Source organism: Xanthomonas sp. BRIP62409 (assembly GCF_003992965.1).
Lineage (GTDB): Bacteria > Pseudomonadota > Gammaproteobacteria > Xanthomonadales > Xanthomonadaceae > Xanthomonas > Xanthomonas euroxanthea.
The window spans coordinates 1-17056 of record NZ_QEZJ01000024.1; the positions used below are offsets into that span (position 1 = coordinate 1).

General features: G+C 67.1%; 12 protein-coding genes. 1 reads left to right on the forward strand and 11 read right to left on the reverse strand.

Annotated elements, in window-relative coordinates:
* Positions 1-78: 78 nt before the first annotated feature.
* From EO170_RS14900 to EO170_RS14945, 10 genes are all read right to left on the reverse strand, one after another.
* Positions 79-1848 (reverse strand): ABC transporter transmembrane domain-containing protein, encoded by a 1770-nt coding sequence (locus EO170_RS14900; protein WP_104648392.1) that lies wholly within the window; start codon positions 1846-1848, stop codon positions 79-81.
* Positions 1845-2447, reverse strand: coding sequence for a YigZ family protein (locus tag EO170_RS14905; protein WP_164739029.1), 603 nt, complete (start codon positions 2445-2447; stop codon positions 1845-1847). The genes EO170_RS14900 and EO170_RS14905 overlap by 4 nt, the downstream gene beginning before the upstream one ends.
* Positions 2448-2597: 150 nt before the next feature.
* Complete coding sequence (locus EO170_RS14910; protein ID WP_126946086.1) at positions 2598-3191, reverse strand: TIGR00730 family Rossman fold protein; 594 nt, start codon at positions 3189-3191, stop codon at positions 2598-2600.
* 217 nt (positions 3192-3408) lie between these two features.
* Positions 3409-4845, reverse strand: coding sequence for a dihydrolipoyl dehydrogenase (gene lpdA / locus EO170_RS14915; protein WP_119129070.1), 1437 nt, complete (start codon positions 4843-4845; stop codon positions 3409-3411).
* A 145-nt stretch (positions 4846-4990) separates the two neighbouring features.
* On the reverse strand, positions 4991-6205 hold the full coding sequence (gene sucB / locus EO170_RS14920) for a dihydrolipoyllysine-residue succinyltransferase (RefSeq protein WP_104582743.1): 1215 nt from the start codon (positions 6203-6205) through the stop codon (positions 4991-4993).
* 42 nt (positions 6206-6247) lie between these two features.
* Complete coding sequence (locus EO170_RS14925; RefSeq protein ID WP_180496936.1) at positions 6248-9151, reverse strand: 2-oxoglutarate dehydrogenase E1 component; 2904 nt, start codon at positions 9149-9151, stop codon at positions 6248-6250.
* A 105-nt stretch (positions 9152-9256) separates the two neighbouring features.
* Positions 9257-10180: a GNAT family N-acetyltransferase gene (locus EO170_RS14930; RefSeq protein ID WP_126946089.1), complete on the reverse strand. Its 924-nt coding sequence runs from the start codon at positions 10178-10180 to the stop codon at positions 9257-9259.
* Complete coding sequence (locus EO170_RS14935; protein ID WP_164741066.1) at positions 10177-11655, reverse strand: cupin domain-containing protein; 1479 nt, start codon at positions 11653-11655, stop codon at positions 10177-10179. The genes EO170_RS14930 and EO170_RS14935 overlap by 4 nt, the downstream gene beginning before the upstream one ends.
* Positions 11656-12086: 431 nt before the next feature.
* Positions 12087-13454, reverse strand: coding sequence for an adenylosuccinate lyase (gene purB / locus EO170_RS14940; protein ID WP_126946095.1), 1368 nt, complete (start codon positions 13452-13454; stop codon positions 12087-12089).
* A 36-nt stretch (positions 13455-13490) separates the two neighbouring features.
* The gene (locus EO170_RS14945; protein WP_119129076.1) at positions 13491-14813 is read right to left on the reverse strand and encodes a hemolysin family protein; all 1323 of its coding nucleotides are present in this window, start codon (positions 14811-14813) and stop codon (positions 13491-13493) included.
* A gap of 289 nt (positions 14814-15102) precedes the next feature.
* On the opposite strand from EO170_RS14945, the gene EO170_RS14950 reads away from it, so the two are divergent.
* Positions 15103-16509, forward strand: a complete 1407-nt coding sequence (locus tag EO170_RS14950) for a class II fumarate hydratase (RefSeq protein ID WP_126946098.1) — start codon at positions 15103-15105, stop codon at positions 16507-16509.
* A gap of 120 nt (positions 16510-16629) precedes the next feature.
* Here EO170_RS14950 and EO170_RS14955 read toward each other — a convergent pair whose 3' ends face one another.
* A complete protein-coding gene (locus EO170_RS14955) occupies positions 16630-17052 on the reverse strand; it encodes a hypothetical protein (protein ID WP_164741057.1) in 423 nt (140 codons plus the stop codon).
* Positions 17053-17056: the final 4 nt, after the last annotated feature.

The window sequence follows — 17056 nt, forward strand, 5'->3', positions numbered from 1 at the left end:
GCGTGGGGGCGCAGGGTCGGCCCGGGCCGCTGCCGCGGATACCCCGGCATGACAGCACATGCCGGTGTCACCCAGGCGTCACTGATCGATGAACTGCAGCCGCGCCAGTTCGGCGTACAGGCCGCCTTCGGCGATCAATTGTGCATGCGTGCCCTGCGCGACGATGCGGCCGGCCTCCATCACCACGATGCGGTCGGCTTTGAGCACGGTGGCCAGGCGATGGGCGATGACCAGCGTGGTGCGGCCTTCCATCAAGCGGTCCAGCGCCTGCTGCACCGCGCGTTCGCTCTGCGCATCCAGCGCGCTGGTGGCCTCGTCCAGCAGCAGGATCGGCGCGTCCTTGAGCAGGGCGCGCGCGATCGCCACACGCTGTTGCTGGCCGCCCGACAGGCGCGTGCCGCGTTCGCCGAGTTCGCTGGCGTAGCCCTGCGGCAGGGCGCGGATGAACCCATCGGCCTCGGCGGCCGCCGCGGCGGCTTGCACCTCCGCGTCGCTGGCGTCCAGGCGCCCGTAGCGGATGTTGTCGGCGGCGCTGGCGGCAAACAGCGTGGGTTGCTGCGGCACCAATGCAATCCGTTCGCGCAGCAGCACCGGGTCGGTCTGGCGCAGGTCCACCTCGTCGATGCGCAGTCTGCCGCTGACAGGGTCGTGAAAGCGCAGCAACATCGCCAGCACCGTGCTCTTGCCGGCACCGGAGGGCCCGACCAGCGCCACGGTTTCGCCCGGATGGACATGCAGGTCGAAGCCGTCCAGCGCCGGCGCATCGGGGCGCTGCGGATAATGAAACACCACCTGGTCGAAATGGATCGCACCACGCAGCGGCTGCGGCAAGGGCTGCGGCGTGGCCGGCGCGACGATCGCCGGCTGCTCGTCGAGCAATTCGCCGACCCGGCCCATGCCGCCGGCCGCGCGCTGCAACTCGTTCCAGACCTCGGCCAGCGCACCCACCGAGCCGCCACCGATCAGTGCGTACAGCACGAACTGTCCCAGCGTGCCGGGCGTCATGCGTCCGGCGATCACATCGTGCGCGCCCAGCCACAGCACACCGACGATGGCGCCGAAGATCAGCATGATCGCCACCGCAGTGACCATGGCCTGGGTGCGGATGCGCAGCCGCGCGGTATCGATCGCGGCGAACAGGGCCTGGCTGAAACGCTGGCTCTCGTAGCGCTCGCGCGCATGCGCCTGCACGGTGCGCACCGCGCCCAGCGTTTCGGCCGCCAGCGTGTTGGCATCGGCCACGCGGTCCTGGCTGGCGCGCGAGATCTTCTGCAGGCGGCGTGCGCCCAGCACGATCGGCAGCACCGCCAGCGGAATGCCGATCAGGGTGAAGCCGGCCAGCCGCGGGCTGGTGACGAACAGCATCACCATGCTGCCGATCACCGTGACCGAGCTGCGCAGCGCCACCGACATGGTGGTGCCGATCACCCCGCGCAGCAGCTCGCTGTCGGCCGACAGCCGCGACACCAGCTCGCCACTGCGGCTGCGATCATGGAAGCCGGCGTCCAGCCCGATCAGATGCGCATACAGGCGGCCGCGCAGATCGGCGACCACCTTTTCGCCCAGCAGCGCGACGAAATAGAAGCGCGCGGCCGTTGCCACCGCCAGCACCACCGCCACGGCGAACAGCAGCGCGAAGGCGTGGTTGATCTGCGAGCCGCCGGAAAACCCATGGTCGATCATCTGCTTGACTGCCGCCGGCAGGCTCAATGTGGCGGCCGAGGAAATGGCCAGTGCGATCAGCCAGGCGGCGAACAGGCCACGCTGGCGCTGCACGAACGGCCACAGGGTGCGCAGGCTGCCAAGCTTCCGCAATGGGTTGGGCCTGGCGGCGGCTGGCTGGTTCATGCGGCTTCCGGTGATGAGAGATGGACACGGTTGCGAGTGGCGTCGCACAGGCGTGTTTTCAAGCTGGCCAGTTGATCGGCAGGCAGTTGCACGCGCAGCGCGGCGCCCTGCGCATCGAAGCGTTCATCCAGCTTGTCGGCGCGGAAGGCGCTCAAGGCAGCATGCACCAGGCCCAGGTCGTCGAACTGACACTGCAGATCGAGCAGCGACAACGCAATCAACGGCTGTCGCGTCGCCAACCGCAGGCATTCGGCTGCGGTGCCGCCGTAGGCACGCACCAGACCGCCCGCACCGAGCTTGATGCCGCCATACCAACGGGTGACCACCACGACCACGCGGTCGTAGCCCTGGCCGTCGATGGCCGCGAGGATTGGCCGCCCGGCGGTGCCGCTGGGCTCGCCATCGTCGCTGGACCGGTAGTCCTGCCCGTAGCGATAGGCCCAGCAATTGTGGGTGGCATCGGCGACGGACACGCGCTGCACGATCTCCAGCGCCTGCGCGGGAGAGTCCAGTGCCGCAGCATTGGCCACAAAGCGACTGTGCTTGATGTCCAGGCTGTGGTGCGCGTCAGCGGCGAGGGTATCGAGCATCGTCGCCATTCTATGCGAGCCGGTCGTGCCGGACGCTGCGGCCGTCGTGACTGCCGTTGCAAGCCGGCAGATCGAGGGTGTTCGATGATGCATTGAGACGGGCTGGGCGCGCGATGGGCGCGCGCAGTCCCAAGGACGGTTAGCGCAGGCGCTGCCGTTTTACACCAGGGTGGAGCGGCGCTTCTCGTCGATCCACTTGGAGGCCTGCGCCGGCGTGTAGTGCTGCATCCACTCCAGCATCTGCTCGATGTCGGCGCCGTACCACAGGTCGGTGCGCTGGTCCGGATGCAGGAAGCGTTCTTCCACCATGCGGTCGATCATGCCGATCAGCGGCGCGTAGAAGTCTTCGATATCCAGGAACGCACAGGGCTTGTTGCCGATGCCCAGCTGCCGCCAGGTCAGCATCTCGAAGATCTCTTCCATGGTGCCGAAGCCACCGGGCAGGGCGACGAACGCATCGGACAGCTCGAACATGCGCATCTTGCGCGCATGCATGGAGCCGACGATTTCCAGCGTGGTCAGCCCACGGTGCGCCACTTCCCAATCGGCCAGCTGCTGCGGAATCACGCCGGTCACCTCGCCACCGGCTGCCAGCACCGCATTGGCCACGGTGCCCATCAGGCCGACGTTGCCCCCGCCATACACCAACCGCAGTCCCTGCGCGGCGATGCGCTGCCCCAACGCAGTGGCACGCTCGGCGTAGGCGGGTTTGTTGCCGGCATTGGAGCCGCAGTAGACGCAGATGCTTTTCATGGGATTCGGGAGTTGGGATTGGGGATTGGTAAAAGCGAGGTGGCGCTGCGCTGATTGCTCGTGCTGCAGTCGGCGGAGGGGGCGCTGATTGTCTGAGTTCTTGCCGGGCTTGAAAAAGATAACGCCGGGTTTTCACCCGGCGCCATGCCATTGCCGGAGAGGGCCGGGACCAGGAGTCGCGGTTGCGAATCCCCAATCCCGAATCCACCAATCCCGGTCAGTTAGCCTTATGGATCGCGCGCTTGCTCACTGCCATCGCGGCATCGTGAACCGCCTCGGACAGCGTCGGGTGCGCGTGGCAGATGCGGGCCAGGTCATCGGCCGAGCCGTTGAATTCCATCGTCAGCACGCCTTCGTGCACCAGCTCGGACACGCCCACGCCGACCAGGTGCATGCCCAGCACACGGTCGGTCTCGGCGTCGGCGATGACCTTGACGAAGCCGGCCGGCTCGCCCATGGCCACCGCACGGCCGATCGCCGCGAACGGGAAGCTGCCGGCCTTGTAGGCGACGCCTTCGGCCTTGAGCTGCTGCTCGGTCTTGCCGACCCAGGCAATCTCCGGCTCGGTGTAGATGACCCACGGGATGGTGTCGAAGTTGACGTGGCCGGGCAGGCCGGCGATCAGCTCGGCCACCGCGATGCCTTCCTCGAAGCCCTTATGCGCCAGCATCGGGCCGCGCACGCAGTCGCCGATCGCCCACACGCCATCGACGCCGGTGTGGCAATGCCCGTCCACTTCGATCTGACCACGCTCGTTGAGCTTGACGCCGGTGCCCTCGGCCAGCAGGTTCTTGGTCGCGGCCTTGCGTCCCACGGCCACCAGCAACTTGTCCACGGTCAGGGTCTGCTCGCCGGCAGCGTCGGTATAGCTGACCACCACCTGCTTGGCATCGCCGCTGCCGGTGATCTCGGTCTTGCTGACCTTGGCACCGAGCTTGATGTCCAGGCCCTGCTTCTTGAACTCCTTCAGCGCGGTCTTGGCCACCTCGGCATCAGCCAGCGCCAGGAAGTCCGGCAGTGCCTCGAGGATGGTGACCTCGGCGCCCAGGCGCTTCCACACGCTGCCCAGCTCCAGGCCGATCACGCCGGCGCCGATCACTGCCAGACGCTTGGGAACGGCGGTGAAATCCAGGCCGCCGACGTTGTCGACGATGGTGTCGCCTTCGAACTTGGCGAACGGCAACTCGATCGATTCCGAACCCGGCGCCAGGATCACGTTGGTGCCCTTGAGCTCGATCTCGCCGCCTTCGTGCTGGGCGACCTTGACGATGTTGCCCGGCAGCAGCTGGCCGAAGCCGTAATACGGGGTGATCTTGTTCGCCTTGAACAGCATCGCGATGCCGCCGGTGAACTGCTTCACGATCTTGTCCTTGCGGCTGATCATGGTGGGCACGTCCATCTTGGCGTCGTTGAAGCTGATGCCGTGGTCGCCGAACAGGTGGCCCATGTTCCAGAACTGGCGCGAGGAATCCAGCAGCGCCTTGGACGGAATGCAGCCCACGCGCAGGCAGGTGCCGCCCAGTGCAGGCTTGCCATCCTTGCCGATGGCCGCGTCGATGCAGGCGACCTTCATGCCCAGCTGGGCCGCGCGAATCGCAGCGTGATAACCGGCCGGACCGGCACCGATGACAACGACGTCGAATTGTTCGCTCATTTCATTTGCTCACGGGAATGGGGAGTAGGGAATGGGGAATCGCAACAGCGCATGCGCCGCTCGCGTCCCATCCGAGTCAAGGCGGGAATGGAGCGGTCGATGGGTGCTTGCCCATTCCCCAATCTCCATTCCCGATTCCCGGCTCTTACAGACCGAACAACATCCGGCCCGGGTTTTCCAGCTGATTCTTGATGTCGACCAGGAACTGCACCGAATCCTTGCCGTCGATGATGCGGTGGTCGTAGGACAGCGCCAGGTACATCATCGGCGCGATCACGACCTGGCCGTTCTCGGCGATCGGACGTTCCTTGATCGCGTGCATGCCCAGGATGGCGCTCTGCGGCGGGTTGATGATCGGGGTGGACAGCAGCGAGCCGAAGGTGCCGCCGTTGGTGATGGTGAAGGTGCCGCCCTGCAGGTCGTCCAGGCCCAGCTTGCCGGCGCGCGCCTTGGCGGCGTAGTCGGCGATGCCCTGCTCGACGTCGGCGAACGACTGGCGCTCGACGTTACGCAGCACCGGCGTGACCAGGCCCTTGTCGGTGGAGACGGCGATCGAGATATCGCTGTAGCCGTGATAGATGATGTCGTCGCCGTCGATCGAGGCGTTGACCAGCGGGAAGCGCTGCAGCGCGTTGGCGGCCGCCTTGACGAAGAAGCTCATGAAGCCGAGCTTGATGCCGTGCGCCTTCTGGAACTCGTCCTGCAGTTCCTTGCGTGCGGCCGAGACCTTGGCCAGGTTCACTTCGTTGAAGGTGGTCAGCATCGCGGTGGAGTTCTTGGACTCCATCAGGCGCTTGGCGATGGTCTTGCGCACGCGGGTCATCGGCACGCGCTCTTCCGGACGGGCGCCGGACGCCTTGCCCACGCCGCCGGCCTTGGCGAAGTTGACGATGTCTTCCTTGGTCACCGCGCCACGACGGCCGGTGCCTTCGACCTGGGCCGGATCCACGCCCTGGGTGATCGCGGAAAAACGCGCACCCGGGGGCAGCGCATCGGCAGCCGACTTGGAGGCAGCAGCAGGCGCAGCGGCAGCAGCCGGCGCCGGCGCTGCGGCCGGTGCAGCAGCGGCAGGTGCCGGTGCATCGGCCTTCTTCTCCTCGGCCGGTGCGGCCGCAGCCACGGCGCCTTCCTCGATGATCGCCAGGATCTGGTTGCTGGTGACGGTGCTGCCGGCTTCGAACTTGATTTCCTTCAGCACGCCGTCGACCGGCGAAGGAACTTCCAACACGACCTTGTCGGTTTCCAGGTCGACCAGATTCTCGTCGCGCTTGACCGCTTCACCGGCCTTCTTGTGCCAGCTGGCGATGGTGGCGTCGGAAACGGATTCGGGCAGTACCGGAACTTTGACTTCGGTGGCCATTCGGGGAGCGTCCTAGGGTTTTCGTTCTTTGGGGAAGAGGAGTTATTCAGCGACTTGGTCGTTGAACGGATTGAGTAGCGCATCGGCGACCAGCTTCTGCTGTTCGACGATGTGGTCGGCCATATGGCCGGCGGCAGGCGAGGGCGAACGGGCACGGCCGGCGTAATGCAGGCTCTGGCCGCTGGCCAGGCAGAAGTTCAGATGGTGGCGGATCTGGTACCACGCACCCTGGTTCTGCGGTTCTTCCTGGCACCACACCACGTCGGTGGCGTTGGCATAGGCCTTGAGCTCGGCGGCCAGCTGCGCACGCGGGAACGGATACAGCTGCTCCACGCGCAGGATGGCGACGTCGTCCTGGCCACGCTTGGTCTGGTCTTCGAGCAGGTCGTAATAGACCTTGCCCGAGCACAGCACCACGCGCTTGACCTTGCCGGCATCGGCCTTGGCGTCGGGGATCAGGTGCTGGAACTCGCCTTCCGCCAGTTCTTCCAGGCTCGACACCGCCAGCTTGTGGCGCAGCAGCGACTTGGGCGTCATCACCACCAGCGGCTTGCGGGTGGTCATGCGCATCTGCCGGCGGATCATGTGGAAGCACTGCGCCGGGGTGGTCGGCACGCAGACCAGCATGTTCTCCAACGCGCACAGCTGCAGGAAGCGCTCCAGACGCGCGGAGCTGTGCTCCGGGCCCTGGCCTTCGTAGCCGTGTGGCAGGAACAGCGACAGGCCCGCGATGCGGCCCCACTTGGCTTCGCCGGCGGCGATGAACTGGTCGATCACCACCTGCGCGCCGTTGGCGAAATCGCCGAACTGCGCTTCCCAGATGCACAGTGCATTCGGGTCGGTGGTGGAGTAGCCGTACTCGAAGCCCATCACCGCTTCTTCGCTGAGCAGCGAGTCGATGATGGTGGCGTCCTCGGGGTTCTGCACCAGCTGGCGCAGCGGCAGGTAGTAGCTGTCGGTCTTCTGGTCATGCAGGATCGCGTGACGGTGGAAGAACGTGCCGCGACCGGCGTCCTGGCCGACCAGGCGCAGCTTGTGGCCTTCGGCCAGCAAGGTGGCGTAGGCCAGGTTCTCGGCAAAGCCCCAGTCGCCGGCCTGGTCGCCGGCGGCCATCTTGACGCGGTCTTCGTAGATCTTGGCCACGCGGGCATGCAGCTCCACGCCTTCCGGGATCGTGGTGATCAGCTTGGCCAGACGATCCAGCTGCTCGCGCTTGACGCGGGTGTCGACCGGATCGGCAGCGGTGCCGACCAGGTACTTAGACCAGTCGATGGCGAATTCGTCCGGCTTGCGTGTCGCCAGCTCGGTGGTGTATTCGCCCGAATCGAGCTTGTTGCGGTAGCCGTCGACCAGCGCCTTGGCCTCGTCGGCGCTCAGCACGCCGTCGCTTTCCAGCTTGGCGGCGTACAGCTCGCGGGTGGTCTTGTGCTTGCGGATGGTCTGGTACATCACCGGCTGGGTCGCTGCCGGCTCGTCGGCCTCGTTATGGCCCCAACGGCGGTAGCAGACCAGGTCGATGACCACGTCCTTCTTGAACTGCTGGCGGAATTCGTAGGCCAGCTTGGACACGAACATCACCGCATCCGGGTCGTCCCCGTTCACGTGGAAGACCGGTGCGCCGATCATCTTGGCCACGTCCGTGCAGTAAAGCGTGGAACGGGCGTCGTCGCGGGCGCTGGTGGTGAAACCGATCTGGTTGTTGACCACGATGTGCACGGTGCCGCCGACGGCGAAACCGCGCGCCTGCGACATCTGGAACAGCTCCATCACCACGCCCTGGCCGGCGAATGCGGCATCGCCGTGGATCAGGATCGGCAGCACGGTCTTGCGCTCGGCATCGCCGAAGCGTTCCTGGCGCGACCGCACGCTGCCGACCACGACCGGGTCGACGATTTCCAGGTGCGAGGGATTGAAGGCCAGTGCCAGATGCACCTGCTTGTCGCCACCGACCGCGATATCGGCCGAGAAGCCCATGTGGTACTTGACGTCGCCGGTGTGCGCGCGGTCGTCGTGGGCGTGCTCGAACTTGCCTTCGAACTCGTCGAACAGCTTGCGCGGGTTCTTGCCCAGCGTATTGACCAGCACGTTGAGGCGACCGCGGTGGGCCATGCCGATCACGATGTCCTTGACCTGATCGTTGCCGGACTGGCGAATGATCTCGTCCATCATCGGGATCAGCGCGTCGCCGCCTTCCAGCGAGAAGCGCTTCTGGCCGACGTACTTGGTGTGCAGGTAGCGCTCCAGGCCTTCGGCAGCGGTGAGCCGCTCCAGCGTGCGCTTGCGGCTGGCCGCGTCGCCGGCGATCTTGCCGCCGGCATCTTCCAGACGCTTGTAGATCCACTGGCGCTGGTCGAATTCCTGGATGTGCATGAACTCTGCGCCGATGGTGCTGGCGTAGGTCGCCTTCAGGCGGGTCAGCAGATCCTTCAGCTTCATGCGCGGCTGGCCGCCGACGCCGCCGGTGCTGAACTCACTGTCCATATCCGCCTGCGACAGGCTGTGGAATGGCAGGTCCAGATCGGGCGGGTTGACCGGCGGCGTCAGGCCAAGCGGGTCGAGCTGCGCGCCGAGGTGACCACGCGCACGATAGGCGGTGATCAGGCGGCCGACGTTGCGCTCGCGCTCGTCACTGGCGCCTGCGCCGGTTCCGGCGTTGGCGGCCTGTTTGGAGGCGGCGAGGATGTGGGCAATGGCCGCCGAGTGCGGCACATCACCGGCATCGCGACCCTTGAAGCCATCGAAATAGCTCTTCCACTTCGGGTCGACACTGTCCGGGGCGACGAGGTACTGCTCGTACAGATCCTCGATATAGGCGGCGTTGCCGCCGGCGAGCTGCGATGACTGTGCGAACTGCTTTAGGAGATTATCCACGATGGTAAGTCGGGTCTGCTGTGGGGATGATTGTGCGGAAGCGGCAGGGCGAGATGCCCCATCGGTCGGTCTCAAATCTCGAAAAATTATACCCCCTTGCGCCAGTGAGGGGGCGTCTGCAAGCTGACCGAGCGGGTAGGTGCGGCCGCCTGGCGCCCAGGCGCGGAAGGCGCTGCGGTCTCAGATGCCGAGTGCGCGCGGTTCGTTCCAGAGCGCGCTGCGCTCCCATATCTGCGCGAATTCGCGCTCCAGCTGGCGGCTGCGCGCCGCGCCCGACAGCCAGGTTTCGCCATCGTCGAAGCGATGGCCTGTTGGACGAAAGTAGTAGGCGTCATCGCCCACCACATAGGCCGACGCATAGCTGGCATCGACCGGATCGCTGACCGCGCGGAAGCGGAACACGCTGGGCAGGCGCTGGGCCAGCCGCAGCAGCGCGCTGCTGCTGGCGCCGGCAATGGCGGTGTCCTGCACCAGCACCTGCACGCGCTTGTCGTGGCGGGCGGTGGCGAAGCGGCGCAGCGCATCGAGCACTGCGGCGTTGTCGAACAGCGGCGGATCCAGTGCCCGCGTATAGATCAGGACCTGGCGGCGTGCGGCGCACAGCAGGCCGGTGGAGGCGGCCTGCGCCGCGCGCAGGTCGTCCACCGCCATCGGGCCGTCGAGACGGCGGTGCAACGGCCCGTCAGGCCGATCGCCCGCCGTTGCGGCGCGATCGGGATGCGGGTCGGAAGAGGTGTCCGGCAGGAAGCCCAGGCGTGCGAACACCGCCCCGGCATCTGCATTGACGCGGGCCCGTACGCCGGGCCAGCCGCGTTGTTGCGCGGTGGCGACGGCGGCTGCGAGCAACTGGTCGGCCAGGCCGCGGCGGCGCCAGCCCGGCAGGATGCCGAGCCTGTCGATGCGCCGATCCGCGGTCAGCCGCACCGAGCCGATCAGCTGGCCGTCCTCGCTGCGCAGGGCCAGGTGCAGGCTGAGCGGGTCCAGTGCGTCCCATTCGGCAGCGCCGCTGTCGCCGCTGCCGCAGGCCAGGCGCAGCGCACGCAGGGCCGCGGCGTCGGACGCCGGGTCCAGCGAGACGATCTGCGGGCCGGCCTGGGGGCTCATGCGCGGTTGTCGGACCCGTCGCCGCCAGCGTACGTTGCCGCGTCGTCGGCGAGCTCGCTGTCGTCGTCCTGGTCGGCGTCGGCAGCTGGTTCGTCCTCATCAGCCTGGGTCGGGCCGTCGGCGGTATCGGCGACCTGCTCGACGTCGGCCTCCGCGTCGATCTCGTCGTCCGCATCCGGCGCGTCGGCCTCGGCGTCGTCCTGGTCGGCCGACAGGCTCAGGCCATGGGCCTGGTCGTCGTCGATGTCCTGGATGTCGTCTTCCGCGTCCTCGTGGGCGCGCTGGTAGTGGCCCTGCGCCAGCAGCTCCAGCACCACCTCGCGGCCGCGGTTGGACAACTGCGCATACAGCGTGCCGTCGATCTCTTCGGCCGCGGCCAGGCGCGCGGCGTCCTTGGCCGACAGCGCGAACTCCAGGCCGCTGCAGAACAGGGTGGCGCCACGCTTGGCGCGCCGCCAAGCCAGCCGCGACCAGGGGTGACGGTGCAGCAGCACGCCTTCCTCCAGTGCCTGCTCGACCGCCTCGCGCGGGATCGGTTCGGGGGCCGGCACCACGTCGCCGGAGGCGCGGTAGGTGGTCATGAAGCGGCCGAACCAGTCGCCCAGCCGATCCGGGTCGTTCATGCGCAGGGCATTGAGCGCTTCGACCACGCGGTTCATCGCGGTGACGTCGATCTCGTACGGGTCGGCCGGCACCTTGAGGTCTTCGTCGTGATAGCGCACGGCCTCGTCGGCATCGGCGATCAGCGTATCCAGATAGTCGCCGATCAGCTCGGCCGACGACGGCGCGCGGGTGCCGATGGAGAAGGTCAGGCAGGCGTCTTCGGCAACGCCGTGGTGCGGCACCAGCGGCGGCAGGTACAGCATGTCGCCCGGGCCCAGCACCCAGTCGTGGGTGGGCTTGAAGTCGCGCAGCAGCTTGAGCTCGACATCGTCGCGGAACGCCAGCGGCGCGGCCTTGCGGCCCTGTTGCGCGCGTGCGTCGATCTGCCAGCGGCGGTGGCCCTGGCCCTGCAGCAGGAAGACATCGTAATGGTCGACATGCGCGCCGACCGAGCCGCCGGTGGCGGCGAAGCTGATCATGATGTCGTCGATGCGCCAGCGTGGCAGGAAGCGGAACTGTTCCAGCAGCGCGCGCACGTCCGCGTCCCACTTGTCCACATCCTGTACCAGCAGGGTCCAGTCATGGTCGGGCAGGCCGGGGAAGTCGGTTTCCTGGAACGGGCCGGTGCGTACGTCCCAGCCGTCGGTGGCGCGGTCGTGGCTGATCAGGCGTGCCAGCACGCCGTCTTCGCAGGCCAGGCCGGCCAGGTCTTCCGGCTGCAGCGGGGACTGGAAGTCCGCAAACGCGTTGCGGATCAGCAGCGGGTGCTTGTGCCAGTAGTTGCGCAGGAAGCGCTCGACCGGCATGCCCAGGGGCTGGTCGCCGGTGGCGTGGACCTCGAAGGGCAGCGGCGCGCCTTTCCTGGCGGCGATCTTTTTTGTGGCGGTCTTTTTCATGGTGTCACGGGTCCGACAGGAGGGCCGGCGCTGTGCGGCCGGCGGAGTGGCTTATTGTCGCCCAGCCCGCCATGCGATGCCTTGCTGGCGGGTGTGGCGGAGATTTCAGTGCGACTGTGCCTGCCATGCGTGGCCGGCATGCACGGGGGATGCCGGCATCGGCGGGTCAGTGGATGGCGAGCTGGCTGTCGCTGGGCGAAGGCACCGACCCAACCGTGTGGTCGACACGCCTGCCAGCGCTTGCGACGCGGCAGCGATGGAAGCGGCAGCGGCCTGTCTCCCGCAGGCGACCGATGCCAGCAGGGACACGGACAGCAGGGGCACAGACAGCAGTGAGCGCAATGCCATGGCACTCCTCCTGACGGCTGGATGGAACGTCGCGATGCCGGTCGTTGACTGCCGCTGGTTCAGATCGCGCGCGCCAGCTGCTCGGCCAGGCCGGTGTAGGCGCCCGGCGTCAACGCCCGCAAGCGCTGCTTGTCCTGCTCCGGCAGCTGCAGGCTCTCGACAAACGCCTGCATGGACGCGGCGGTGATGCCCTGGCCGCGGGTCAATGCCTTGAGCTGTTCGTACGGGTTGGGCAGGCCGTGGCGACGCATCACCGTCTGCACGGCTTCGGCCAGCACTTCCCAGGCCGCGTCCAGGTCCGCATCCAGGCGCTGCGGATTGACGGTCAGCTTGCCCAGGCCCTTGGCCAGCGAATCCAGCGCCACCTGGGTGTGGCCGAATGCGGTGCCGAGCGCACGCAGGACGGTGGAGTCGGTGAGATCGCGCTGCCAGCGGCTGATCGGCAGCTTGGCCGAGAAATGCTCGAACAAGGCGTTGGCGATGCCGAAATTGCCTTCGGCATTTTCGAAGTCGATCGGGTTGACCTTGTGCGGCATGGTCGAGGAGCCGACTTCGCCCTCCTTGAGCTTCTGCTTGAAGTAGCCCAGCGAGATGTAGCCCCAGATGTCGCGCGATAGGTCAATCAGGATGGTGTTGACGCGACGGCTGGCGTCGCCGATCTCGGCCACGTTGTCGTGCGGCTCGATCTGGGTGGTGTAGGGGTTGAACACCAGGCCCAGGCTCTCGACGAAGCGCTGCGCGAACGCGGCCCAGTCCAGCTCCGGGTACGACACCAGGTGCGCGTTGTAGTTGCCGACCGCACCGTTGATCTTGCCGGTCAGCTCGACCGCGGCGATCTGCTTGCGCTGACGCTCCAGGCGCGCGATCACGTTGGCGATTTCCTTGCCCAGCGTGGTGGGCGAGGCGGTCTGGCCATGCGTGCGCGAGAGCATCGGCTGGCCGGCCTGGGCATGGGCGAGGCTGCGCAGCGTGGCGGTGATGCCGTCCAGCGTCGGCAGCAGCACCTCGCGGCGTGCCTGCTCCAGCATCAGGCCGTAGCTGAGATTGTTGATGTCCTCGCTGGTGCAGGCGAAATGCACGAATTCCAGCGCCGGACCCAGCTCCGCATCGTCCTTGAGCTGTTCCTTGATGAAGTACTCCACCGCCTTGACGTCGTGGTTGGTGGTGCGCTCGATCTGCTTGACGCGTGCGGCGTCGCTCACGCTGAAGTCGTCGGCCAGGCGGCGCAGGGTCTGGGTGGCGGCGGCCGAGAATGGCGTCAGCTCGGCGATGCCCGGCTCGGCCGCCAGTGCCAGCAGCCATTCGATCTCGACCTTGACCCGTGCCCTGATCAGGCCGTATTCGGAGAAGATCGGGCGCAGCGCATCCACTTTGGAAGCGTAGCGGCCGTCGAGCGGGGACAGGGCGAGCAGGGCGGAATCCGACATGGGCAGGGCACTGGGAGGCTGGCGGGGGTGCGTATTCTACGCCGCCCCGGCGCCGGCTTCGCCGATCGGCCGCACCGTGATCGCCTGGATCCGGTGCCCGGCCATGCGCCGCACCGTCAGTGCGTGGCCGTCCAGTTCCAGGGTCTCGCCTTCTTCGGGCAGCCGCTGCAGCCGGTGCACGATCAGCCCGCCCACCGAATTGACGTGGTCCGGCGCGCTCAGGTCCCGGCCGAGCAGGCGCTCCAGGCGGAAGATCGAAGTGCTGCCGGCCACCAGCAGCGAGCCATCCTGGCTGCGGATCGGGGCATCGCGCACCACATGGCGGTGCTCGTCCTCGATCTCGCCGACCACCACCTCCAGCAGGTCTTCCAGGGTGAAGAAGCCCAGGATGCGGCCCTGGTCCTCCACGCACAGCGCCAGATGGGTGGTGCCGGTGCGGAACTGCTCCAGCGCGCTGGGGATCGGGGTTTCCAGCGTCAGCAGGGTGGGCGGGCGCAGCAACGGACGCAGATCGTCCAGGTCCTGGCTGCGCGCCATCGCCACCAGCAGATCCTTGGTATGCAGAATGCCCAGCACCTGCTCGCCATCGGCGTCGAACCAGGGGTAGCGGCTGTAGCGCGACTCGCTGAACTCGGCCAGCACCGATTCCAGCGTCATGCCCTCGCGCAGGCTGCGCAGGTGCTCGCGCGGGCGCATCAGGTCGCCGGCGACCAGGTCGGGCAATTCCAGCGCGTGGCTCATCAGGGCCAGCCCGTGATCGGGCGTGGCCGCGTTCGGATCCTGGCGGCCGACGATCAGCATCAGCTCCTCGCGCGAATAGCGATGCGACTGATGTTCCACATCGCCCCAGCCCAGTACCCGCAGCAGGCGGTTGGCGCTGGTATTGAGCACCCAGATCGCCGGATACATCAGCCAATAGAACACGTAGAGCGGCGCGGCGGTCCATAGCGACATCCGCTCCGGGCGGCGGATCGCCATGGTCTTGGGTGCCAGTTCGCCCAGCACGATGTGCAGAAACGAAATCAGGCTGAAGGCGATCGCCAGCGCGGTGAACTGCGCCGCTTCCGGCGACAGGCCGGCGCTGTCGAACAGCGGCTGCAGCAGGTGCGCGAACGCCGGCTCGCCGACCCAGCCCAGGCCGAGCGAGGCCAGCGTGATGCCGAGCTGGCAGGCCGACAGGTAGGCATCCAGGTGCGCATGCACCCCGAGCAACAGACGCCCACGCCACCCGTTGGTTTGCGCCAGGCCCACCGCCTGCGTGTGGCGCAGCTTGACCAGCGCGAACTCGGCGGCCACGAAGAAGCCGTTCAGCAGCACCAGCAGCAACGCGACGAACAACAGCAGCACATTACCCAGCATGGCGTCGGCCTCGGTGCCGTGCAGCGGCGGTCATGCCGCGTGTCCGCCGTTGCGCGTGAGGGGTCGGGCGGTGTGCGGGCAGCAAGGACACAAATAATGCGTTGCTACAGTCAGGGTCGTCGCCCATGGCAGCGTGGTACCTCGTATGGATCGATGGGCAGTCTAGCCCACGGCTTGCGACGACACGGTCGCAACGCCGCGAGCGAGTATCGTAGGCAGTCTCGCCAGCGTGGGTGCGCCCGCTGCCAGCCATCCATCACCACAGACCAACCATGTGCGGAGAGTGCAGATGAGCGAACGTTTCAGGACCGAACACGACAGCATGGGGCAATTGCAGGTGCCCGCCGATGCCTTGTGGGGCGCGCAGACCCAGCGTGCCGTGCAGAATTTTCCGGTCTCCGGCCAGCCGATGCCGCGCGGCTTCATCCGCGCGCTGGGCTTGATCAAGGCCGCCGCGGCCGGCGTCAACGCCGAGCTCGGGCTGCTGCCCAAGTCGATCGGCAAGGCCGTGCAGGACGCGGCGCTGCAGGTGGCCGACGGCACCTATGACGCGCAGTTCCCGATCGATGTCTATCAGACCGGCTCGGGCACCTCGTCCAACATGAATGCCAACGAGGTGATCGCCACGCTGGCCACGCGCGCCGGCAAGGACGCGGTGCATCCCAACGATCACGTCAATCTCGGGCAGAGTTCCAACGACGTGGTGCCCACCGCGATCCGCGTGTCTGCGCTGCTTGCGGTGCAGGAACACCTGCAACCGGCGCTCAAGCATCTGCGCAAGACCATCGACAAGCGCGCCAAGGGGCTGGAGAAGGTCGTCAAGACCGGGCGCACGCATCTGATGGATGCGATGCCGCTGACCTTCGGCCAGGAATTCGGTGCATGGTCGGCGCAGCTGAGTTCGGCGCAGGAGCGCATCGACGATTCGCTCAAGCGCCTGCGGCGGTTGCCGCTGGGCGGCACCGCGATCGGCACCGGCATCAATGCCGATCCGCGTTTCGGCGGCAAGGTGGCCAAGGCCCTGTCGGGCTTGAGCAAGGTCAAGTTCGAGAGTGCCGACAACAAGTTCGAAGGCCTGGCCGCGCAGGACGATGCGGTGGAGTTGTCCGGCCAGCTCAATGCGCTGGCGGTGGCCTTGATCAAGATTGCCAACGATCTGCGCTGGATGAATGCCGGCCCCCTGGCCGGGCTGGGCGAGATCGAGTTGCCGGCGTTGCAGCCGGGCAGTTCGATCATGCCGGGCAAGGTCAACCCGGTGATTCCCGAAGCCACCGTGATGGCCTGCGCGCAGGTCATCGGCCACCATACGGCGATTACCGTGGCCGGGCAGACCGGCAACTTCCAGTTGAACGTGACCCTGCCTCTGATCGCCTACAACCTGCTGGATTCGATCAACCTGCTGGGCAATGTGTCGCGGCTGCTGGCCGACAGCGCGATTGCCGGCTTGAAGGTGCGCCAGGAGCGCGTGCGCGAGGCGCTGGATCGCAATCCGATCCTGGTCACCGCGCTCAATCCGATCATCGGCTACGAGAAGGCCGCCGCGATCGCCAAGCGTGCCTACAAGGAGCAGCGCCCGGTGCTAGACGTGGCGCTGGAAGACAGTGGGCTCACTGAGGCGGATATGCGCCGTTTGCTGGATCCGGCCGCGCTGACGCGTGGTGGCATCCAGGCCGGCAGCAGTGGCGGCGGTGGCTGATCACTGACAGCGTGTGTGTGTAGGAGCGCATCTGGGCGCGACGGGCGTTGTCGATACAGCCCCGTCGCGCCCAGGTGCGCTCCTACACGGGCTTGCGCGAGTCCGCGGCGTCGCCAGGACTCAGTGCCGCTCGGCCTGCACGTTGCCGAAGCTCTCGCGATACGGTTGCAGCGACGGGATCTCGTCCAGCAATTCGCCGCTGAGCCGCTGGATCTCCGGCGTGGCGGTCAGCTTGATCGACTTGTACTCCGGATCCGCGCCGGCCTCGTTGACGGCCTGCTGGCGCAGCATCTGCAGGTGCCCGAACAGCAACTGCAATTTGGCGCGCGTCGGTTTCTTCTGCGGCAGTGCGATATCGTCGATCTTCAGCGTGCCGTCCGGAGTGATTTCCGCATTGGCGGCCGGTGGGCGGCGGATCATCACCGACTGGGTGGTGATGGCAACGCGCGGCTTGCCGCGTTCGGCGCGTCGCGACGACTGGTCGCCACAGGCGGTCAGGGCGCATAGCAGGAGCGCCATGCAAAGCATCACGAACTTGTTCATGGGG